The sequence below is a fragment of the Neobacillus sp. DY30 genome, assembly GCF_030123065.1.
In the GTDB taxonomy this organism is placed as follows: Bacteria; Bacillota; Bacilli; order Bacillales; family Cytobacillaceae; genus Neobacillus.
In genome coordinates, this window is record NZ_CP126093.1 from 245052 (window position 1) to 265989 (window position 20938).

Sequence of the window (20938 nt, forward strand, 5' to 3'; positions counted from 1 at the left end):
ATAACAGTTTCTATAAGAAAGAAATAAAAACAGCGGATTTCCCCGCTGTGTTGAATTTAACTGCTTAACGACCTTGAGGATGTAAACATGTAGTTTCGATGGTGAAAGCGAATGCTGTATATAATTCCCATCGCAAACATATTACCCATTAAGGAACTGCCGCCATAGCTAATGAATGGTAAGGGAATCCCTGTAATCGGAAGCACCTGGATGGTCATACCAACATTTTGGAATACATGGAAAGTCAGCATTGAGATGATTCCTGTGCACACATATGTATTAAAAGGGTCATTCGTGTCTAATGCTGTTTTAATTAAGTGATAGATTAATAGAAAAAATAATCCGATAACAATACTGCCGCCAACAAAACCATATTCCTCACCAATCACACTAAATATAAAATCCGTGTGTCCTTCAGGAATATAAACCTCGCGATTGCCAAATCCTTTTCCGGTTATCAATCCCGACCCAATCGCACTTAATGATTTTAATAGGTGATATCCTGAACTGCTTGAATGATTGAACGGATCAAGCCATGCATAAATTCGATTAAATTTGTATTGTTGTACGTGTAAGTATTTTTCCAGTATGTCAGGCCTTTGAACAACTAAATAAATGATAAAAACAGCAAGTGATGCACCGATACTAAAGATAGGCAAAATAATCTTCCAAGTGATCCCGGATACTAGAATGAAACCAACTAAAATTGATAATAACACGAGTGAAGTACCTAAATCATTTTGCTTCATAATAAAGAAGATGGGCACGCCCGTCGTGATGGCTAATTTAAGTAACAGCCAAAAGTCTGTTTTTACTGTTTTTTCGAGATGTTTTTCCTGATGCTGAGTTGCGACGGCGCTAAGTGCCAAAATTAGAAAGGTTTTAACAAATTCCGATGGTTGAATTGAACCAAGAGGTGTAATAAACCAGCTCTTTGCACCATTTCTAATGGGAGCGATGCTTTCAGGAGCAGCAAGGACACCAATAAGTAAAAGAAGCCCAAAACCATACAAATACCAGGATAGCCGCCTATATTGAAAATTATCAAATAGAATGGTAATGGAAATGATCGCTGCTCCAACTACATACCAGAAAGTTTGCTTAACTAAGAAATTTTCATCGTACTGACCAGCTGTTTGTGCACTATAAATTCCTAAACAACTAACGAGAAAAAATAGAAACAAAATTAATGTTAACGTCCAATCAAAGCGATCCGATTTTTTTGTGATATTGTCCATATGCCACACCCAATTTTTGTCTGTTTATATAGTGATATGCTAACAAAGAAAAGATTTGGTAACAATATATTTAGGAAATTTATTACAACAACTTTACTATTATGACGATTTCACAACATAATATGTTTCAAAAAAATAAAACACGGTCTAAGACCGTGCTTACATGAGATGTTTTAGGAACATTGTTGCGATGCCGAAGTAGGTTAGTAATGAAAAAATATCATTAATTGTGGTAATTAACGGACCAGAGGCAACGGCTGGATCAATATTTAACCGAAATAGAATTAATGGGATAATCGTACCAGCCAGGGTGCCTATAACGAGCGTGAAGAATAGTGAAACACCGACTACTGCACCTAAAATAAAGCTGCCCTGCCATATATAAGCAATGATGGATATAAGGATGGCGCAGGTAACCCCGATTGTTATACCTACACCAAGTTCACGGCCGATTAAGCGAAGGATGACTCCTTTATCAATATCATGAGAAATAAGTCCTCTCACAACAACGGCTAACGATTGAGTGCCTGTATTACCTGTCATTCCAGCAATCATTGGCATGAAAAACGCAATAGCAACGACCTGTTCCAATGTATTTTCAAAGCTTGAAATAATACTGCCGGATATCAGCCCGATAAATAAAAGCAAAATAAGCCATGGAAGCCTCCTTGTGGCAGCAACAAAGGTTTTTGTGTCAAAGTCTATTGATTTCCCAGAGGCTGATAATTTCTCTATATCCTCATTTGCCTCTTTAATGACGACATCAATAATATCGTCGACCGTTACGATGCCGACAAGCATATTATTCTCATCGACTACGGGGATGGCTAGGAAATCGTATCGTTCCGTCATTCTGGCGACTACTTCCTGGTCGGTAGTAACAGTAACAGATATTACACGTTCATACATAATGTTATGAATTTTCTCATTGAGATCCGCTAGCAGTAAATCCCGATAAGAAACCACACCAACCAGTTTTCTAGCTTCATCGACGACGTATAAGTAGTTGATAGATTCAGCAAACTCCGCAAATGTTTTTAACTTATCAACTGCCTCTCGTACGGTGTAATAACTTCGAATCCAGACAAAGCGATTGGTCATCATTCGTCCTGCCGTTTCAGGAGGGTAATTCATAATATCGGTAACGGCTTTAGACTCTTCTACTTTCATACCGGAGAGCAGGGACTCTTTTTTCTCTGGAGATAATTCATCTAGAAGCAGGGCCAAGTCATCATTGTCCATTAAATCCAGGACTTTACTGGATTTCTCAATCCCGAGTTTGTTTAATACCTCAAGCTGTTCTTCTTTTTCAAGTTCCTGCATGAGGTCTGCAAGTCCTTCAAAATTTAAAAATAATAGAAAACGGAGTTTATGTTTCTCAGGTAAATCCTCATATATTTTTGCTGTATCGTAAGGCTGCAATTCCTCGAGGATAGTGAGAAAGTCCGCCTTTTTGTTGTCCTTTAATAATTTTATAATATGGAGAGTTATTTCGTTTTGCGTCATATCTTTAATCATTTACTGTACGCTCCTTTCGAACGGTGCGTTTTCTTTTTATACATGTATGTAAAAAATGATTTGTTGACAGTACTGCTGTTAATACTACTACCGACTAGTATGTGTTTTCCACAAAGGAATCAAGCTTACTGTTTCAAAAGTATCACAAAAATCATTAGAAATGTAAAAGAATTGAAATAAGCTATTTGGACTATTAGTGATAAAATAGTGAAAGATTGGTTAATATTGGCGAGTATTTAAATGAGTACATACACTCATTATTATAATGTTTATTTTCCTGATCGGAGGAGTTTGGCTTTGAAAAAGCACCATCAAGACATACAGGATCTTGTCTACGTCCACTTAAATCAAAATGATCAGTATGTACTATCCTACGGTATTGAATTTGCTGAATTTGCTGCTGCTTTTTCGGGTACATTGAATCATTTGTTATTATTAAAACACCGCTTTGAAGACGGTGAGTTTAATATGCATACTCTGCTCGAATATTGTCCGGACGAGAGAATCGACAGTTTAGCGGCTGAAGATATATATAGCTACGGCGATTTTTGCTGGATTGACTTTGTCGAAGAAGAAGGATTAAATGAACTAACAGGACAGGAAATGGCGGAGATATTATATTTGGGACATCAAAAGCAACATTTAAAACTGCCCTTTTATAATAAGCTTGGTAACCGTTTTGTTTATTTGGCACATGATGATGGATTTTTTAACAAAGTATATTATCGAAGTTTTAAGGACTTTTTCCATCTTTTAAGCTATACGCTTTCCATTAAGTTAGGAAAGTTGAAGCTTGAAAAGACTCTTCTTGGAATCAGAAAAAAACGTTCATATCCCCCAATCAATAAGGAAATTCTCTTATCCTTAACTCCCTTTATTAAGGAAGGTATCTGTATTTCCTTACGGGATGTTGATCATCAGCGAAACAAACTGGAAATCCCGATTTGGGTAATAGGTGATTTCGCAACAATGGATGATATGTACGAGGAATACGAACAAATTTCAGGCGAAAACTGCCATGCCAAAATTATTTTTGATAAAAAAACAAAAGAATGGAAGCTTACCGTAATTTAATCTCTCCATTTCGCTGGGGAGATTTCTTTGTGTTTGTATAATAGATAGTTTTTAGCCAAGCTGTAGGTTTCATAAAATAATAAAAGTGATAAAATAAAATCGTGAATGCGAAAATGGAGGTTTAGTATGAAAACAAAAATTGGTTTACTATACGGAGGTAAATCCGCTGAACATAAAGTATCCTTACAAACAGCTCTAGCGGTCATTAAGGCCCTTGACCTTGAAAAATATGAAATTCATCCGATTTACATAAATGAAGAAGGTCAGTGGATAAAGGGACCTCAGCTCACTGCGCCAGCAGAAGATGTCAAAGCATTAGTATTTTCTAATGAAAATCAGTTATCACCTTTATCATTGGCACCAACTCTTTTCAGCGGTAATCAAAAACAGACTAACGAACCACTGGATGTTATTTTCCCGCTGCTCCATGGACCAAATGGTGAGGACGGAACCGTACAAGGATTATTGGAATTGTTAAACCTGCCATATGTGGGCAATGGCGTATTAGCATCCGCTGCAGGTATGGATAAAGTTATGATGAAAAATGTATTTGCACAAGCTGGCCTCCCGCAGGTAAATTTTGTTGCTTACGTTCGGGCGGAATGGGAAAAGGAGAAAGAGTTGGTATATACTAAAGTCGAAGAGAAACTAGGCTACCCTTGCTTTGTAAAGCCGGCAAACTTAGGCTCTAGTGTCGGAATTAGCAAATGTACAAACCGGGCGGAGCTAGAAGCTGCCTTCTTAGAAGCGTTTCAATTTGATCGCAAGGTAATCATTGAAGAGGGTGTTATAGCCCGTGAAATTGAAGTGGGTATTCTTGGAAATGATGATCCAAAGTGTTCCGTGGCTGGTGAAATTGTACCAAAGAAGGATTTTTATGATTATAAAGCGAAATATGAAGATGGAGATACGGCTTTAATCATACCTGCAGATGTAACTGATGAAGAGTATCAGCAAATCAAAGAGATGGCAATTCAAGCCTTTAAAGCGTTGGATTGTTCAGGTCTTGTACGTGCTGATTTCTTTTTAACAAGTGATGGCAGGGCATTAATCAATGAAGTGAATACAATGCCAGGCTTCACACCATTTAGCATGTTCCCGTTGTTATGGAAGCATACGGGTGTTGAGTATCCGCAGTTGATTGAGACATTAGTAAACCTTGCAAAAGAACGCCATGCTGAGAAACAAAATATTAAATATACCTTTTAGCATACTTTGACACGGCTTGGTGCCGTGTCTTTTGTGAATTGTCTAGCTTCAGCGCCTAGGGGCTCGGGGTCATAAGCCCCTGTGCAAGGCGCTTACGCTTTTCTTATAAAATATCCTACTGGAGGATTAACATGATAAAAAAAACCTTAAAGCAGATTTCGGATATGATTTCTGTCAAAAATGAGATTACCTCATTTGCTGATACAGAAATCAATGGTGTTTCAATCGATTCTCGAAAAATTGAAATAGGAAACTTGTTTATTCCGTTTAAAGGGGAACACTCAGATGGTCATAAATTTGTAGAGGATTCCTTGAAAAAAGGAGCAGCCGCGGCACTTTGGCAAAGTGATGTACCGAATCCCCCCCTGCATTTACCGATTCTTATTGTAGAGGATTGCCTTGCGGCGTTACAGGAATTAGCGAGAGAATATCGCAAACAGTTACAAGTAAAAGTGGTGGGGATAACTGGAAGCAACGGGAAAACTACAACTAAGGATATGACATATTCTCTGCTGTCTACTACCTATAAAGTTCAAAAAACTGAGGGCAATTATAATAACCATATTGGTTTGCCATTAACGGTTTTAGGTTTAGATGACGATACGGAAATCGCTGTTTTAGAAATGGGCATGAGCGGCAGAGGAGAAATTGCATTCCTGACAAAACTTGCTTCTCCGGATGCAGTTGTGATTACCAATATCGGAGAATCCCATCTTCTCGACCTCGGCTCAAGAGAGGGAATAGCTGAAGCAAAGCTCGAGATATTGCAAGGTCTAAAAGATGGCGGTTTGGCCGTGCTTCATGGTGATGAGCCCCTTTTGATGGAACGAATTAATAAATATAAAGGAAATGTGAATGTACAAACATTTGGAAGAACGGAAAGAAATGACTTTTTTCCTACAGAAATTACTCAGTTAGAGCAGGGAAATATGTTTAAAATCAATAAGTCCTCGAAAAGTTTCGAACTTCCTGTATTGGGTACACATAATATATTAAATGCTCTTGCTGCTATGATTATTGCAGATTACTTTAATGTGCCATTTGAAAAAATGAATGAAGGTTTAACTAGTGTTAAACTAACGAATATGCGTATGGAGTTAGTGGAAGGTAGTCATGGTGAAAAAATCATTAATGACGCCTATAATGCCAGTCCTACCTCTGTAATGGCAGCAATTGAACTGGTATCACATTTAAAGGGTTATGATAAAATCATCCTCGTCCTAGGTGATATGCTTGAGTTAGGGCCTCAAGAAGAACAATATCATAAGCAAATTGGTGAAGGTTTGAATCCTGATAAAATAGATTTGTTGTTCACCTATGGTAAATTGGCGGAACATATCGCTGAAGGTGCAAGATCAACATTAGGAAAACAAAGAGTTTTTTCCTTTACGGATAAAAACGAGTTGATAGAAGTACTGGAACAGCATGTAAACAACCATACGTTAGTTCTTGTAAAGGCTTCAAGAGGGATGAAACTTGAGGAAATAGTGACCGCCCTACAAAAAAAGTAGAGGTATAAAAATCTGCAGGATCTAGACCGTATGCTTAAAGCTGTTGATGGAACACTAAGAAAAATAATTCATTCATAGCAAAGTAGGTGGAGAGTCTTGATTGGCTGTTTATGTATTCATGGATTTACAGGGGCACCATATGAGGTAGAGCCGCTTGCTGAGTATTTAATGAAGCATACAGACTGGATATTCAGTGTCCCTACTCTTCCTGGACATGGCGAAAATCTTTCACTAAAAGATATCCATTATCAACAGTGGATCGAACATGCAGAATCTGAATTAAAGAAATTGATTGAAAGATGTGACAAAGTTTATGTAATCGGGTTTTCTATGGGCGGCATGATAGCTAGTCTCTTGGCTGCAAAATACCCTGTGGACAAGCTTGTACTACTTAGTGCGGCTGCCTATTATGTAAACCCCAAACAGATGGCAAGTGAAATTAAATCAATGATGATTGATTTATTTAAAGGAAACTTACAAGATAATGAATTATTTCAACGCTATAAAAGAAAAATAAAAGCAACTCCCATAAGAGCAACCTTTCAATTTCGCAGGCTTGTTTCCTACATTAAACCACTTCTCCCGCAAATAGAAGTGCCAACTCTCATTGCACAGGGAGAATGTGATGGAATCGTACCTCCTAAAAGTGCTGAATACTTGTACCGGACAATTAATGCCAAAACAAAAAAGCTTACGTATATTAAAGATTCTAGCCATCATATATGTCATTGTCAGGAAAAAGAGGCCCTATTTTCCCAAGTGTATGACTTTTTGATGGAAAGGTAATGCTAATATGGGACTCGTTAATAAACCGCATTAATTGCAATCTACTTGTAATAATGTTATGATTATCAGCAACGTGTCTAAAGAACGAGTAAAATAGGGCATACTCCTTTGGAGGGATGTCTTTTTTTTGGTAAAATAAAGATGTTACCTAGTTACGGCATTTTGATGCGAATCACAAGTATTCAGCACATAGATAAAATTTTTATATAATTGAAGGAGAATGAAAACATTGACAAAGTTTGAAGATTTAGGCCTAAGTCAGGCAACTTTAGAAGCTGTCCTTAAAATGGGTTTTGAGGAAGCTACACCAATTCAGTCAGAAACAATTCCAATGGGCTTAGCGGGTAAGGATTTGATCGGGCAGGCTCAAACAGGAACTGGTAAAACAGCTGCATTTGGTATTCCGTTAGTTGAAAAGGTAGACGTGAGCAAGGATGCGATTCAAGGGATTGTTATCGCACCAACTCGTGAGCTGGCTATTCAGGTATCAGAAGAGCTTTATAAAATTGGATCTGGAAAAAGAGTCCGCGTATTATCTATTTATGGAGGACAGGACATCAGCCGCCAAATCCGTTCATTAAAGAAGTTCCCACATATAATTGTTGGTACCCCAGGACGGGTTTTGGACCATATTAACAGAAAAACAATGCGCTTAGACACTGTAAATACAGTGATTCTTGATGAAGCGGATGAAATGTTAAATATGGGATTCATTGAAGATATTGAAAGCATTCTTTCTTCAACACCGGCAGAACGCCAAACATTACTTTTCTCAGCTACAATGCCAGCACCAATTCAAAGAATGGCAGAGAAGTTCATGAAGGATCCACAAATCATTCGTGTTAAAACGAAGGAAATGACAGTTCCGGCTATTGAACAATATTACCTTGAGGTAATGGAAAAAAATAAATTTGACGTGTTAACAAGACTGCTTGATATTCAATCACCTGAGTTAGCGATTATTTTTGGACGGACAAAACGCCGTGTGGATGAATTATCGGAAGCTCTAACGTTAAGAGGTTACACAGCAGAAGGTATTCATGGGGATTTAACGCAGGCGAAACGTATTCAAGTTCTGCGTAAATTTAAAGAAGGAACGATTGATGTCTTAGTAGCAACAGACGTTGCTGCAAGGGGACTTGATATTTCCGGTGTCACACATGTTTACAACTTTGATATTCCGCAAGATCCAGAAAGTTATGTGCACCGTATCGGCCGTACAGGACGTGCAGGTAAATCTGGTATGGCAATGACATTCATAACACCGCGTGAAAAGTCTTATCTGTCTATCTTAGAGAGAACAACGAAACGTAAGATGGATAGAATGACTGCGCCTACACTAGATGAAGCATTAGAAGGTCAACAACGTGCAGTAGTGGATAAGATTGTTCAAACAATCGAAGGAAATAACCTTCAGTTTTATAAAAGAGCTGCCAACGAATTACTTGAAGAAAATGACGCTTCAACTGTCATTGCAGCTGTCTTGAAAATGTTAACAAAAGAACCTGATCAAACTCCGGTGAAGTTAACAGAAGAAGCACCACTTCACACTAAGAGGGACAGAAAGCCGCAAGATCGTGACCGTAGAAGAAGAGATGACAACAGAGGCTATAATTCTTCTCGCGGCGGCGACCGTGATCGTAAAAAGGGACCTGCTAAGCCAAGAACAGGTGAAAAGCGTACAACTGGCAAATCAAAACCAAGAAGCTTTAATCGATAAGAACGTAAGAGAGCATAGGCAATGGCCCATGCTCTCTTTTTTTGGCTTTTGATTCGGACTAAGGATGGTGAAGTTGGAGCTAGTTCGGAACGAATAGGGTTAGTTCGTGCCTGTGCGAAGGCACTTTAAGTCAAAGCGGTAACGATAAGAGTTATTCGTGCCGTGTGGAGGCAACTTTAAGTAAATCGGTAACGAATAGAGTCTATTCGTGCCCGTACAGCGATGTTTTTGGGGGTGAACGGTAACGAGTAACCAAGGCAACCACTTATTCAAAATTACAGACTCAACAAAAGAGCAAGTATTTGAGGTTAAGGTAGAAAAGGTGTGTAAATCAACAGACAAGTTTAACAATCGAGACTCTATTTTACAATTGTATATTGGGAACATTAATGGTAATAGCTTGTTAGGAGTGATTAAAATGATTGTTAAACTTGGTTATGTTGCAATGAGTGTTGAGCTGCAGAATGCATCTCCTTCCCAAACGATGACCTTTGCACAATTTAGCAAAATAAAAGACCGTGAGGCGGCAATTCGTAAGCTAGAGCGAATTGCTGAATCAAATATCAATAATTGTCTGAGGTTATTAAAGCACAATGCTGGAAATGAAATTCATTTCTTTCGGCTAAGTTCCCGACTTATTCCACTTGCCAATCATGAGGAACTTTTAGAATGGGATTATATCAAACCGCTTAAGGAAGCACTAAAAAGGATTGCCGACTATTTGAAAGTTCACCCCATGCGGATTGATTTTCACCCTGACCATTTTGTGGTGCTTAATACACCTAACAAAGAGATACTCTCTAACGCCCTTAAGACACTTGTTATGCATAAAAAGCTGCTTAATGGCATGGAAATTAATACAGAACACCGCTGTGTTCTGCATGTAGGGGGCGGTTATGAGGACAAGGAAACGGCTCTTGAACAGTTTATACATAACTGGGGATACATCCAGCCGGCTATTCAAAAAATGATTATGCTTGAGAATGATGATACAACTTTTACAGTGAAAGAGACGCTGTATCTTTGTGAAAAGCTGGGAATACCAATGATTTTTGATTATCACCATCATTTGGCTAATCATGAAGAAGCGGAGTGGCAGCAAGACTGGGAAAGAGTCGTCACGACATGGAAGGATTCTCCGCTCCCCGTTAAAATGCATATTTCAAGTCCACGTTCGGAAAAGGATTTTAGGGCACATGCTGATTATGTTGATCCAGAAATGTTTCTAGGCTTCTTACAAGAAATAAAAGGAACTGTACCAGAAATCCATTGTATGATTGAAGCCAAACAAAAAGACGCAGCTCTCTTTCAACTGATGGATGACCTGCGAAACCGATCGGGAATTAATGTAATAGACCAATCCAGCTTTTTAGTGGAATAACAAGGATGTTTCTTTACTGACTCCCGTGTATACTTAATAAGAAGGCATGGTGAAGTGGAGGGAAGGTATGATACTAGAACCGCAAAAAAGAATATCTGTAAAGGCACTAACGGTTTGGAGAATCTCAGGTGCCATAAAAATTGTGATTAGCTGGATTTTAGCGTGTATTGCTATCTATTTATTACATATCTTTAAAGGTCCTTTTTGGATATCTCTTTTATTAATAGCCATTGAACTTATTTCTACGTATATTTTCATTTTCTTATTACCATCCCTTAGATGGAAGCGTTGGCGATATGATGTTAGGGAAGAAGAAATTGAACTTCAAGAAGGTATCTTTATTGTGAAACGGACATTAATTCCGATGGTTCGAGTACAGCATGTAGATACTGTTCAGGGACCTATATTGCGTAATTATCAATTGGCCTCTGTTGTTATCAATACGGCTGCAACAGCTCATGAAATTCCTGCATTAGAAGAGAGTGAAGCGGAAGAATTGAGGCGCTTTATTTCGAATCTAGCAAGGGTGGCGGATGAAGATGTCTGAACCGAAAAGGCTCCATCCAATTGTGATTGTGTTAACGATCGGTAAACGAATTAAAGATTTTATTTTTTCATTTATTGCATTGTTTTTTATCTCAAATAAGGATGATGGCGGAAAGTTGCTGCTTTTTGGTGCTGCCGCTATTGCAATCATCGGAATTATCCTTGTCAGTATAGTTTCATGGCTGCGCTATACCTATCGATTAGAGGAGAATGAAATTCGAATTGAATACGGTGTTTTTGTCCGCAAAAAAAGGTATATTCCGTTAGAGCGTATCCAAAGTTTGGATATTTCAGAAGGCCTCCTTCAGCGTTTATGTGGGATGGTAAAGGTTCAGATTGAAACAGCTGGCGGAAGCGGGAACGATGAAGCAGAGGCAGTTTTATCAGCCATCTCTAAAGAAGAGGCTCGCTATATACAAGAATATGTTGCAGGTGCTAAAAATTCTTCCGTCCAAAGCGAGCAAGCTGTTCGTGAAGAACTTAGTCAGATTGTATATAAAATTACACCTTCACAATTGATTTTACTTTCACTTACTTCAGGGGGAGTAGGAGTTGTCCTATCAGCCGTGCTGGCATTTTTGTCTCAGTTAGATGACTTTATTCCCTATGAAAAAATATTTCGCGGTATTGAACAATGGGCTGTTAGTAATCTAATTTTGATTGCTCTTCTCATTTTTGCAGGACTTCTAGTTGCTTGGATACTTGCTCTTTTTGGAACAATGTTGAAATATGCTAATTTTCATGTCACGAAAACGGAACATGATTTAGTTATTTCTCAAGGTCTTTTGGAAAAACGACAAATTACCATTCCTTTAACCAGAATTCAAGCGATTAGAATCAATGAAAATATTGTCCGGCAATGGCTTGGGTACGGGTCTGTCAGCGTCGAAAGTGCTGGTGGTTCAGCAAGTAATAAGGAAGGTTCTAAGGTATTGCTTCTTCCACTTGTGAGGCTGCGGGACATTCAACCAATTTTAGGACCATTTCTAACTGACTATCAATTTACATCAAGTTTTACTCCCGTTCCTAAGAGAGCCGTGAACCGTTATGTTTTTCGAAGCTGGATCATACTTGTTCCGCTTGTTGTGATCTCCATTGTTTTTCTAAAGGTTTGGGGTATTCTCTCGTTGATTATCCTCACCCTGGTAACTATCTGGGGAGTATTAAAATATAAGGATGCCGGCTGGAGATTGGAAGAACAGCAACTGAGTCTCCGTTATCGATCTATGGTACGAACCACTGTGTTTATTAAGAAAAATAAAATTCAAAGTCTAGAATTGAAAGAAAGTTATTTTCAAAGAAGGAAAAGCTTGGCGACATTAGAGGCTTTTGTAAAAGTAGGTTTCGGGGGTGCTGGCGGCCGGGTAATCGACATGGACCGGATGGATGTGAAAAAGGTCTACACTTGGTTTTCAAGGGATTCTCAAAAAGGGGATTGACCAAATAATGGCTCAATCCCTTTTTTTATTATAAAAAATAGCTCCAAGTAAAAATCCGCCTGCTAAGCCAAATATATGAGCAGTAATATTTATATTAGGCTGAATAAACGTCATGATTAAGCTAAGGGCACAAATAATAAGGATGATTTGCGAGTTTTGCTGTGAGAGCATATGCTTACGGAAGAGAATGATGCTAATATAATAACCAAATAATCCAAAGATCGCTCCACTTGACCCAACATGTACATAGGTTAATGGTTCAAGCAGCAGAGTTCCCACATTGGCTGCGACGCCTGAAGCGAGATAGACCAATACGAATTTGCCTCTGCCTAGCAGCCTTTCAAGCGCTGGGCCAAAAAGGACAAGTGAAAAGCTGTTGAATAAAACATGAGTAAAACCGCCATGCATAAAAATAGGGGTTATCAGCCGCCAATATTCCCCTTCCATAATATAGAGGTTTACCCCTGAAAAAGTGGCCTTGAACCAAAAGTTTGGAAAAATAGGTAAAGCAGTAAAAAGATATAATAGAAAATGGATGGCAATAATGGTAGAGACTACTGGGTAAAAGCGAATAAATTCGCGAAAACTCTCTGTTCTCGTAAACATAAATACCTCCTGAATGGACTTACTTCTATAATAGACTGAATTTTGTTCCTGTTGTACTATTATGCATTGTTTAAATTAATTAGAAGGGATACCTGCAGATGATTAAAGGGATTGGAATAGACATAATTGAACTTTCAAGAATTGAAGAGATTGTCACGAGACAACGAAAGTTAATTGATCGAATACTGACTGATAATGAAAAACAAACATTTGAACAGCTTCCTGAACGAAGAAAGATTGAGTTTTTAGCTGGAAGGTTTGCAGCGAAAGAGGCCTATTCAAAGGCTGCAGGTACAGGAATTGGTAAAGAGCTGTCATTTTTAGATATTGAAATTGAAACAGATTCTTTAGGCAAGCCTTATATCGTAAAACCTGAGACCAATGGATTTCTATCAATTTCACACAGCAGAGATTATGCTGTTGCCCAGGTAGTTATTGAAGAAAAATAGAAAAAATCATAATAGATGGCAACCCTTTATCATATTCCAAAAGGTTGTCTCATATATTCATAGGGAAATGGGAGAGACAAGTCTTCTTTAAATTCATATGAAAATGAGACAAGAAGGAGTTGAAGGAATTGAAGAAAAGGTTGTTGCTTGTGCTAACGGGGTTAATGGTCGTCTTTCTACTAGCAGCCTGCGGCTCAAAGTCAAAAGATGATGTGGTGAAAGAGTTAAATGGAAAACTAAATGATTTATCAGGGTATAAAGTTGACGCGAAAATGACGTTAAAAATGGGAACTGATTCACAGGTATACAACGTTGAAATTTGGCATAAAGATCCAACGTTTTATCGTGTGAATTTAAAAAATGCTGAAAAAGACCAAAGCCAAATGATTTTACGAAATAATGAAGGGGTATTTGTATTAACTCCTGCTCTTAAGAAGAGCTTTAAATTTCAAAGCGATTGGCCGCAAAACAGCAGCCAGGCCTATTTATACGAATCGTTAATTAAAGACATCGTTGAAGATAAAGAAGCGAAATTTTCTTCTACAAAAGAACATTATGTATTTGAAACAAAAACTCGCTATCAGAACAATAGTATGCTGCCAACCCAAGAAATTAAACTTAACAAAGAAGATTTATCACCTGCTGTTGTAAAAGTAATGGATCCTGATCGAAATGCTCTTGTGACGGTGGAATTTTCTAAGGTTAAATTTAATGCAAACTTTGATGACAGTGACTTTGATATGAAAAAGAATATGACCCGTGCTGATCTTAACCTGCCTGTAATGGCAGATAGTAAGGACACCGCATTTACGGTTAAATATCCTACTGCCGATCTAGGTGCTAAATTAGTGGATGAAAAAGAAGTGAAACTTGAAAATGGTAAGCGAGTTGTCTTAACTTACGAGGGTAAAAAGTCATTTACACTCGTACAAGAAAAGGTAACAGTCAAAGAGGCATCTACATCACCGACATATATCGATGGCGATTTGGTTGATTTAGGTGTTACAATCGGTGCTGTTTCTGAAGGTTCAATTACTTGGACCATGGATGGTGTAGACTACATGATTGCCTCAAACGACTTAACAGAAAAAGAACTTGTTGAGATTGCAAGAACAGTCCAGGGTGATGTTGAAAAATAAGGGTTTAAGGCTGCAGGCTCTTTATGGGGCCTGCTTTTTAATGTTTGACAATTAAAAAAAGTAGTTTGATAATCAATAAGGTAAAATAAATTTGATAACAGTGACTTTAGTTAATTAGGAAGTGGAATAATGACTGAGCAAGGCTTTTTCTATAGAGATACATGGGCAGAAGTCGATCTAGATTGTATTTCTGAAAATGTGGCCTCCGTTAAAAAACTTTTGCCTAAAAATGTGGATATCATAGCTGTAGTGAAAGCGAATGCTTACGGACATGGGGATGTTCAAGTGGCTGAGAGTGCACTGCATGCGGGGGCGGCCTATCTAGCAGTTGCATTTATGGATGAAGCAATTGCCTTAAGAAATAAAGGGATCAAGGCGCCTATTCTCGTCTTAGGTGCTACACGTCCAGAGGACGTTGAGCTGGCAGTTGAATTTGATATCACTGTTACAGTGTTCCAACTGGATTGGGTGAAATTGGCTCAACCATACCTTCCAAAGGATAAGGTACTTTCCGTTCACATTAAGTTAGATACTGGGATGGGGAGGCTGGGAATCCGAACAAAGGAAGAACTAGAATCGGTGGTCGAAACGATATCTGATGACGAGCGAATTGATATTGAAGGGGTATTCACGCACTTTGCAACAGCAGATGAAGTCGATCAAACTTATTTCGAAAAGCAACTGCATTTATTTCATGAATTATTATCTGTCTTAAAACAACGACCTAAATATGTCCACTGCAGTAATAGTGCAGCGGCTTTACGCTTCACAAAAGCCAATTTTAACGCAGTACGTCTTGGGATCGCGATGTATGGATTAACTCCTTCGCCTGAGATTGAACATGAGCTGCCTTTCCCGCTGAAGGAAGCTTTTTCGCTACATTCAAGGCTTGTTCATGTGAAAAAGCTTGATAAGGGAGAAAAAATAAGTTATGGTGCTACTTATGAGACTGAGGGAGAAGAATGGATCGGTACGATTCCAATCGGTTATGCAGATGGTTGGATTCGACGTCTCCAAGGTCAGGAAGTATTAGTTGAGGGTATAAGAGTACCAATTGTTGGCAGGATATGTATGGATCAATGTATGGTAAAATTACCACATGCTGTTCCAGTTGGTACGACAGTAACCTTAATTGGTAAACAAAATGATGAGTTCATTTCAGTTAATGAGATTGCCCATAAACTAGAAACAATTAATTACGAAGTACCATGTATCATCTCAACGAGAGTACCCCGTCTCTATAAACAAGGCGGGAAAATTGTCGTATTAAAAAACTATCTTCTTCATGAATAACAGGGCTAATAATCAAAATGTAACATAATTATGATAATGCGGGATTTTATTGCATAAAAGGTAGTTTGTTTGGCCTATAATACAGTAGTATTATATTTAGTCTATGCATTTTGGGCATTAAGTGATATTATTAAATATGGTAGATAGAAAAATTGGTGTGTAGTGATGGTGGAGGTGTATGTTTGTGTCTGAATCCGGCGCAACTACGGAAATCTTAGTTAAATTACCGCAACATCTTTTAACCGAGTTAGATGGTTTTGTAAAATTAGAAAACGTTAACCGGAGTGAATTTATTTATCAAGCAACTAAAATGTATTTACGCGAACGTAAAAAGAGACAACTTCGCGAGTCCATGAGACGTGGATACATGGAAATGGCAATGATCAATTTAACAATTGCATCAGAAGCATTTCAAGCAGAATTTGAGGCAGAACACACAGTTGAACGTCTTGTAAGCGGAGGGTAATCCCTTGATTGTCAAGCGTGGTGACGTTTATTTCGCGGACCTATCCCCAGTTGTTGGTTCTGAACAAGGCGGCGTCCGTCCTGTACTTGTCATTCAAAACGACATCGGGAATCGGTTTAGTCCCACAGTTATTGTTGCAGCGATTACAGCTCAAATTCAAAAAGCGAAGCTTCCCACTCATGTGGAAATTGATGCGAAGCGCTACGGTTTTGAACGAGATTCAGTCATACTCTTAGAACAGATTCGTACAATTGATAAACAGCGGTTAACCGATAAAATAACCCATCTCGATGACGAAATGATGGAAAAAGTGGATGAAGCCTTGCGAGTAAGTATAGGTCTCATCGAATTTTAGCATGTATGTACGCTCTTTTAAGAAAGAGCGTTTTTTTATACGTATGCTCTGCCCTCATAATTGTTTCTGCTTTTAGCAAGCTAATTAGCTTGCTTTTTTTATTTATGTGAATCGATAGATGTAATTTGATACAATATGGTAATAGGAATGGGAGGTTTGTGTTGTGAACGATACAGTTGTAAAAGATGAACAGCTTCTTGGAAAGGTAGCTGCCGAATTAACGATATCTCAAAAACAAGTAAAAAGTGTTATTTCTTTATTGAATGAGGGTAATACTGTACCATTTATCGCCCGTTACCGTAAAGAAATGACCGGGGCGCTAGATGAGGTACAAATACGAGATATCCAGGAACGCTGGCAATACATACAAAACCTTGAGCAAAGGAAAGAAGAAGTACTTCGGACCATCGCAGAGCAAGGTAAACTAACCGATGAACTTACACATAAAATAACAAAAGCAGAAAAACTGCAAGAAGTTGAAGATTTATATCGTCCGTATAAGCAAAAGCGGCGTACAAAAGCAACAGTTGCAAAGGAAAAGGGTTTAGAGCCATTAGCAGAATGGTTATTAACTTTTCCGTCAACACCAATCGAGGATAAAGCCAAAGAATTTCTATCGGAAGAGAAAGAAGTTCTTACAGTTGAAGAAGCGATTGCTGGTGCAAAGGATATCATTGCTGAAATGGTCTCTGATGATGCTGAAAGCCGAAAGTGGATTCGGAATGAAACGTTTAAGTCTGGGAAAGTTGAATCAATCGTAAAAGATGCAGACAAGGACGAGAAAAAGGTTTATGAAATGTACTACGAGTATGAGGAGCCTGTAAATAAGATTGTTCCGCATCGAATCCTTGCGTTAAATCGTGGTGAAAAAGAAGATATATTAAGGGTATCTATAAAAATAAATAATGACATTATCTTATCCTACCTGACAAGAAAATGGGTGCGCGCTCAGCATTCACCAGCCGCAGCATTCGTTATAGAAGCGATTGAGGATAGCTATAAGCGTCTGATTCAGCCTTCGATAGAAAGGGAAATTCGAAGCGAACTGACCGATAAGGGTGAAGAGCAAGCGATTCATATATTCTCTGAAAATCTTCGTAATTTGCTCTTGCAGCCGCCGTTAAAAGGGAAAGTAGTGATTGGAGTAGACCCTGCATACCGGACTGGCTGTAAGCTTGCTGTTGTCGATGAAACCGGAAAGGTACTAAAAATCGATGTCATTTACCCGCACCCGCCAGTATCAAAGACAAAGGAAGCAAAGGAGAAGTTCATTCGCATTCTTCGGGATTATAAAGTGGAGATGGCGGCGATAGGAAACGGAACAGCCTCTAGGGAAACGGAACAGTTCGTGGCAGATATCCTTAAAGAAATGGAAGAAGAAATCTATTACTTAATTGTTAATGAAGCAGGTGCGAGTGTTTACTCCGCCTCTGATCTTGCGAGAGAAGAGTTTCCTGATTTTCAAGTCGAAGAAAGAAGTGCCGTCTCCATCGCACGCAGATTACAAGATCCGCTTGCGGAGCTGGTAAAGATTGACCCTAAATCTGTAGGAGTAGGTCAATACCAGCATGATGTTACGCAAAAACGTCTATCAGAATCATTGCATTTTGTCGTGGAAACAGCTGTAAACCGTGTAGGTGTAAATGTTAACACAGCCTCAGCCTCCTTGCTCCAATATGTAGCGGGATTAACCAAAACTGCTGCGCAAAATATTGTGAAAAAAAGGGAAGAGGAAGGAAAGTTTACGAGCAGGGTACAATTAAAGAAAGTACCACGCCTAGGAGCGAAAACCTATGAACAAGCAATCGGCTTCTTGAGGGTATTAGATGGGAAGCAGCCGTTAGACCGAACCGGAATTCACCCGGAGAACTATGATGAAGTGAAAAAACTATTAACAAGCTTAGGTTTTTCAGCTAAGGATTTAGGAACAGCCGAATTACGAGATGCTCTAAGTGGACTGGATCTTAGAGCGGTGTCTGCTGAACTATCTATCGGAGAACTAACATTAAAAGATATTATCGATGCACTTGTAAGACCAGAACGAGACCCACGTGATGACCTGCCGCGTCCGTTATTGAAAAAGGATGTCCTTAAATTAGAAGATTTAAGTGCAGGGATGGAACTTCAAGGTACGGTTCGAAATGTAGTCGACTTTGGTGCTTTTGTCGATATCGGTGTTAAGCAGGATGGTTTAGTTCATATATCGAAGTTAAGTAATCGTTTCGTAAAACATCCATTAGATATCGTATCGGTTGGTGATGTCGTAACCGTTTGGGTTGACTCAGTTGATATGAAAAAGGGAAGAGTAGCGTTAACTATGCTGCCTCCGTCTAAGTAAAGGAATACTAGTGGAAGATGATCGTCTTTATTGATGGTCATCTTTTTTAGTTATTTAATTTGACCTGTATTGTTCATGCTGACCGATAGTGGAGAGAAACTGAAAAAGTGGTAATCATAGAGCGTTCATGATGACCAATAACAGAGAAAAATTGAAAAAGTGGTAACCAATAGAGGTTATTGGCTACCGAGGTCATGGAAATTGTGATTAATGGATTGTTTTTTATTAGTACTGAACAGTTCACCTTATGAAATGTGTTTTTTTCTGTAAAAAAACCAGCATTGATTTAACAGTTTAATTTGGTATCGGTCCTTCTCGTAGAAAGCTCTTTTCATCTGGTTTTGAAACCACGTTGGCATAGTTCACCCTCCCGAAAAGTAGATCATTAAAGGTATATATAATATATGCTATAATAGGTTGTCACGTTCGCTTTAAAAAGGAGGGAATCTAAATGGAGGATAAAGAACTACAAAAACTGGTTGAAAAAGTCTCAATTGAATCTTTTGGGAAGCCCTTTAGGCATAAAGCCTCCTTTAATAGCAGGCTGCGTTCAACAGGCGGCCGATACCTGCTTGGTACTCATAATATTGATATCAATAAAAAATACTTAGATCAACTAGGCTTAAACGAACTAATCGGCATTATTAAACACGAACTCTGTCATTACCATCTACACTTAGAGGGAAAAGGGTATCAGCATCGTGATTCCGATTTTAAAATGTTATTAAAAAAAGTAGGTGCACCGAGATTTTGTAGTCCGCTGCTAGACAAACCTAAAAAACGCACCTCTAATAAAATTCTCCTTTATCAATGTTCAAAATGCCGTCAGGAGTATAAGAGAAAACGAAACATTAATACAAGCAGGTATGTATGTGGTAAGTGCCGGGGTAAGCTTATAAAGGTAAAAGAGTTATCTGTAGATTAAGGAAATAAATTGCAAATTAATTTATCGAAAAATCGTATTGACTTTATAATATAACGTCATTATAATGTAAAGAGTCGACAAGGTAATTGTCCTTGTTTGGCTACTAATTAAATGTTTATTCCGCAGTAGCTCAGTGGTAGAGCTATCGGCTGTTAACCGATCGGTCGTAGGTTCGAGTCCTACCTGCGGAGCCATTTTTATGGGGAAGTACTCAAGAGGCTGAAGAGGCGCCCCTGCTAAGGGTGTAGGTCGGGTAACCGGCGCGAGGGTTCAAATCCCTCCTTCTCCGCCATAAAAACTTAGGCCCCTTGGTCAAGCGGTTAAGACACCGCCCTTTCACGGCGGTAACACGGGTTCGAATCCCGTAGGGGTCATCAGGGACGGGAGATGATTATAGCTCATTTCCTGTTTCTTATTTAAAACATCATTTGGTCCGGTAGTTCAGTTGGTTAGAATGCCTGCCTGTCACGCAGGAGGTCGCGGGTTCGAGTCCCGTCCGGACCGCCATTAATTTAATCTTTAGTAATGTTGGGCTATAGCCAAGCGGTAAGGCATCGCACTTTGACTGCGACATGCGTTGGTTCAAATCCAGCTAGCCCAGCCAAGAGCCATTAGCTCAGTTGGTAGAGCATCTGACTTTTAATCAGAGGGTCGAAGGTTCGAGTCCTTCATGGCTCACCATTTTCAATTCAATATGCGGGTGTGGCGGAATTGGCAGACGCACCAGACTTAGGATCTGGCGCCGCAAGGCGTGGGGGTTCGACTCCCTTCACCCGCACCAGCCAATTATTAACTATTGAAAAACCGTTAATAATCTGGTATGATAGTAAATGTCGCTGTAACACATGCGGTCGTGGCGGAATGGCAGACGCGCTAGGTTGAGGGCCTAGTGGGGGCAACCCCGTGGAGGTTCAAGTCCTCTCGGCCGCACCAAAAAAGTTCTTG

19 protein-coding genes and 8 tRNA genes are annotated in these 20938 nt (G+C 39.0%); 23 read left to right on the top strand and 4 right to left on the bottom strand.

Annotated elements, in window-relative coordinates; genetic code table 11:
- Positions 1-56: 56 nt before the first annotated feature.
- Together QNH29_RS01290 and mgtE are read right to left on the bottom strand one after the other, a co-directional pair.
- Entirely contained in the window at positions 57-1238 is a 1182-nt protein-coding gene (locus tag QNH29_RS01290; protein ID WP_283863093.1) for an FtsW/RodA/SpoVE family cell cycle protein, read from the bottom strand.
- A 159-nt stretch (positions 1239-1397) separates the two neighbouring features.
- Positions 1398-2756 carry a magnesium transporter gene (gene mgtE, locus QNH29_RS01295; RefSeq protein ID WP_283863094.1) on the bottom strand — a complete coding sequence of 453 codons (1359 nt, stop codon included), beginning with the start codon at positions 2754-2756 and terminating at the stop codon, positions 1398-1400.
- A gap of 297 nt (positions 2757-3053) precedes the next feature.
- On the opposite strand from mgtE, the gene QNH29_RS01300 reads away from it, so the two are divergent.
- From QNH29_RS01300 to QNH29_RS01335, 8 genes are all read left to right on the top strand, one after another.
- Positions 3054-3830, top strand: coding sequence for a hypothetical protein (locus QNH29_RS01300; protein ID WP_283863095.1), 777 nt, complete (start codon positions 3054-3056; stop codon positions 3828-3830).
- Positions 3831-3956: 126 nt separating this feature from the next.
- Positions 3957-5039: a D-alanine--D-alanine ligase gene (locus tag QNH29_RS01305; protein ID WP_283863096.1), complete on the top strand. Its 1083-nt coding sequence runs from the start codon at positions 3957-3959 to the stop codon at positions 5037-5039.
- A 131-nt stretch (positions 5040-5170) separates the two neighbouring features.
- Positions 5171-6550, top strand: coding sequence for a UDP-N-acetylmuramoyl-tripeptide--D-alanyl-D-alanine ligase (locus tag QNH29_RS01310; RefSeq protein WP_283863097.1), 1380 nt, complete (start codon positions 5171-5173; stop codon positions 6548-6550).
- A gap of 96 nt (positions 6551-6646) precedes the next feature.
- Positions 6647-7336, top strand: coding sequence for an alpha/beta hydrolase (locus tag QNH29_RS01315; RefSeq protein WP_283863098.1), 690 nt, complete (start codon positions 6647-6649; stop codon positions 7334-7336).
- A gap of 286 nt (positions 7337-7622) precedes the next feature.
- A complete protein-coding gene (cshA, locus tag QNH29_RS01320) occupies positions 7623-9056 on the top strand; it encodes a degradosome RNA helicase CshA (RefSeq protein ID WP_481858807.1) in 1434 nt (477 codons plus the stop codon).
- 418 nt (positions 9057-9474) lie between these two features.
- Entirely contained in the window at positions 9475-10437 is a 963-nt protein-coding gene (gene uvsE / locus QNH29_RS01325; RefSeq protein WP_283863100.1) for a UV DNA damage repair endonuclease UvsE, read from the top strand.
- Positions 10438-10504: 67 nt separating this feature from the next.
- Entirely contained in the window at positions 10505-10984 is a 480-nt protein-coding gene (locus QNH29_RS01330) for a PH domain-containing protein (RefSeq protein WP_283863101.1), read from the top strand.
- Positions 10977-12422 (top strand): PH domain-containing protein, encoded by a 1446-nt coding sequence (locus QNH29_RS01335; protein ID WP_283863102.1) that lies wholly within the window; start codon positions 10977-10979, stop codon positions 12420-12422. The genes QNH29_RS01330 and QNH29_RS01335 overlap by 8 nt, the downstream gene beginning before the upstream one ends.
- A 12-nt stretch (positions 12423-12434) precedes the next feature.
- Here the strand turns inward: QNH29_RS01335 and QNH29_RS01340 are convergent, their stop codons facing one another.
- On the bottom strand, positions 12435-13028 hold the full coding sequence (locus QNH29_RS01340) for a rhomboid family intramembrane serine protease (protein WP_283863103.1): 594 nt from the start codon (positions 13026-13028) through the stop codon (positions 12435-12437).
- Between the two features lie 98 nt (positions 13029-13126).
- On the opposite strand from QNH29_RS01340, the gene acpS reads away from it, so the two are divergent.
- The 6 genes from acpS (at position 13127) to QNH29_RS01370 (ending at position 19068) form a co-directional block, all read left to right on the top strand.
- Positions 13127-13477, top strand: a complete 351-nt coding sequence (gene acpS, locus QNH29_RS01345; RefSeq protein WP_283863104.1) for a holo-ACP synthase — start codon at positions 13127-13129, stop codon at positions 13475-13477.
- 128 nt (positions 13478-13605) lie between these two features.
- Entirely contained in the window at positions 13606-14616 is a 1011-nt protein-coding gene (locus QNH29_RS01350) for a LolA family protein (RefSeq protein ID WP_283863105.1), read from the top strand.
- Positions 14617-14745: 129 nt separating this feature from the next.
- Positions 14746-15909: an alanine racemase gene (gene alr / locus QNH29_RS01355; protein WP_283863106.1), complete on the top strand. Its 1164-nt coding sequence runs from the start codon at positions 14746-14748 to the stop codon at positions 15907-15909.
- 184 nt (positions 15910-16093) lie between these two features.
- Complete coding sequence (locus QNH29_RS01360) at positions 16094-16375, top strand: CopG family ribbon-helix-helix protein (protein ID WP_192655130.1); 282 nt, start codon at positions 16094-16096, stop codon at positions 16373-16375.
- Between the two features lie 4 nt (positions 16376-16379).
- On the top strand, positions 16380-16730 hold the full coding sequence (locus tag QNH29_RS01365; RefSeq protein WP_034673264.1) for a type II toxin-antitoxin system PemK/MazF family toxin: 351 nt from the start codon (positions 16380-16382) through the stop codon (positions 16728-16730).
- Positions 16731-16893: 163 nt separating this feature from the next.
- Positions 16894-19068, top strand: a complete 2175-nt coding sequence (locus QNH29_RS01370) for a Tex family protein (protein WP_283863107.1) — start codon at positions 16894-16896, stop codon at positions 19066-19068.
- A gap of 245 nt (positions 19069-19313) precedes the next feature.
- Here QNH29_RS01370 and cmpA read toward each other — a convergent pair whose 3' ends face one another.
- A complete protein-coding gene (gene cmpA / locus QNH29_RS01375; protein WP_095251326.1) occupies positions 19314-19427 on the bottom strand; it encodes a cortex morphogenetic protein CmpA in 114 nt (37 codons plus the stop codon).
- Positions 19428-19519: 92 nt separating this feature from the next.
- Between cmpA and QNH29_RS01380 the strand changes: the two genes are divergently transcribed.
- From QNH29_RS01380 to QNH29_RS01420, 9 genes are all read left to right on the top strand, one after another.
- Entirely contained in the window at positions 19520-19993 is a 474-nt protein-coding gene (locus tag QNH29_RS01380) for a SprT family protein (RefSeq protein WP_283863108.1), read from the top strand.
- A 119-nt stretch (positions 19994-20112) separates the two neighbouring features.
- Positions 20113-20187: transfer RNA gene (locus tag QNH29_RS01385), tRNA-Asn, on the top strand.
- Positions 20188-20194: 7 nt separating this feature from the next.
- Positions 20195-20285, top strand: a tRNA-Ser gene (locus QNH29_RS01390).
- Between the two features lie 10 nt (positions 20286-20295).
- Positions 20296-20367: transfer RNA gene (locus tag QNH29_RS01395), tRNA-Glu, on the top strand.
- Between the two features lie 56 nt (positions 20368-20423).
- Positions 20424-20500 (top strand) — tRNA-Asp (locus QNH29_RS01400).
- Between the two features lie 22 nt (positions 20501-20522).
- Positions 20523-20597, top strand: a tRNA-Gln gene (locus QNH29_RS01405).
- A gap of 1 nt (position 20598) precedes the next feature.
- A tRNA-Lys gene (locus tag QNH29_RS01410) sits at positions 20599-20674 on the top strand.
- Positions 20675-20689: 15 nt separating this feature from the next.
- Positions 20690-20774: transfer RNA gene (locus tag QNH29_RS01415), tRNA-Leu, on the top strand.
- Positions 20775-20840: 66 nt separating this feature from the next.
- Positions 20841-20926 (top strand) — tRNA-Leu (locus QNH29_RS01420).
- The last annotated feature ends 12 nt before the right edge of the window (positions 20927-20938 follow it).

Excerpts from the sequence above, each read along its gene's own strand:
- QNH29_RS01290 (WP_283863093.1), bottom strand. The coding sequence starts at position 1,238 with ATGGACAATATCACAAAAAAATCGGATCGCTTTGATTGGACGTTAACA.
- mgtE (WP_283863094.1), bottom strand. The coding sequence starts at position 2,756 with ATGATTAAAGATATGACGCAAAACGAAATAACTCTCCATATTATAAAA.
- QNH29_RS01305 (WP_283863096.1), top strand. The coding sequence starts at position 3,957 with ATGAAAACAAAAATTGGTTTACTATACGGAGGTAAATCCGCTGAACAT.
- QNH29_RS01310 (WP_283863097.1), top strand. The coding sequence starts at position 5,171 with ATGATAAAAAAAACCTTAAAGCAGATTTCGGATATGATTTCTGTCAAA.
- cshA (WP_481858807.1), top strand. The coding sequence starts at position 7,623 with ATGGGTTTTGAGGAAGCTACACCAATTCAGTCAGAAACAATTCCAATG.
- uvsE (WP_283863100.1), top strand. The coding sequence starts at position 9,475 with ATGATTGTTAAACTTGGTTATGTTGCAATGAGTGTTGAGCTGCAGAAT.
- QNH29_RS01330 (WP_283863101.1), top strand. The coding sequence starts at position 10,505 with ATGATACTAGAACCGCAAAAAAGAATATCTGTAAAGGCACTAACGGTT.
- QNH29_RS01335 (WP_283863102.1), top strand. The coding sequence starts at position 10,977 with ATGTCTGAACCGAAAAGGCTCCATCCAATTGTGATTGTGTTAACGATC.
- QNH29_RS01340 (WP_283863103.1), bottom strand. The coding sequence starts at position 13,028 with ATGTTTACGAGAACAGAGAGTTTTCGCGAATTTATTCGCTTTTACCCA.
- acpS (WP_283863104.1), top strand. The coding sequence starts at position 13,127 with ATGATTAAAGGGATTGGAATAGACATAATTGAACTTTCAAGAATTGAA.
- alr (WP_283863106.1), top strand. The coding sequence starts at position 14,746 with ATGACTGAGCAAGGCTTTTTCTATAGAGATACATGGGCAGAAGTCGAT.
- cmpA (WP_095251326.1), bottom strand. The coding sequence starts at position 19,427 with ATGCCAACGTGGTTTCAAAACCAGATGAAAAGAGCTTTCTACGAGAAG.
- QNH29_RS01380 (WP_283863108.1), top strand. The coding sequence starts at position 19,520 with ATGGAGGATAAAGAACTACAAAAACTGGTTGAAAAAGTCTCAATTGAA.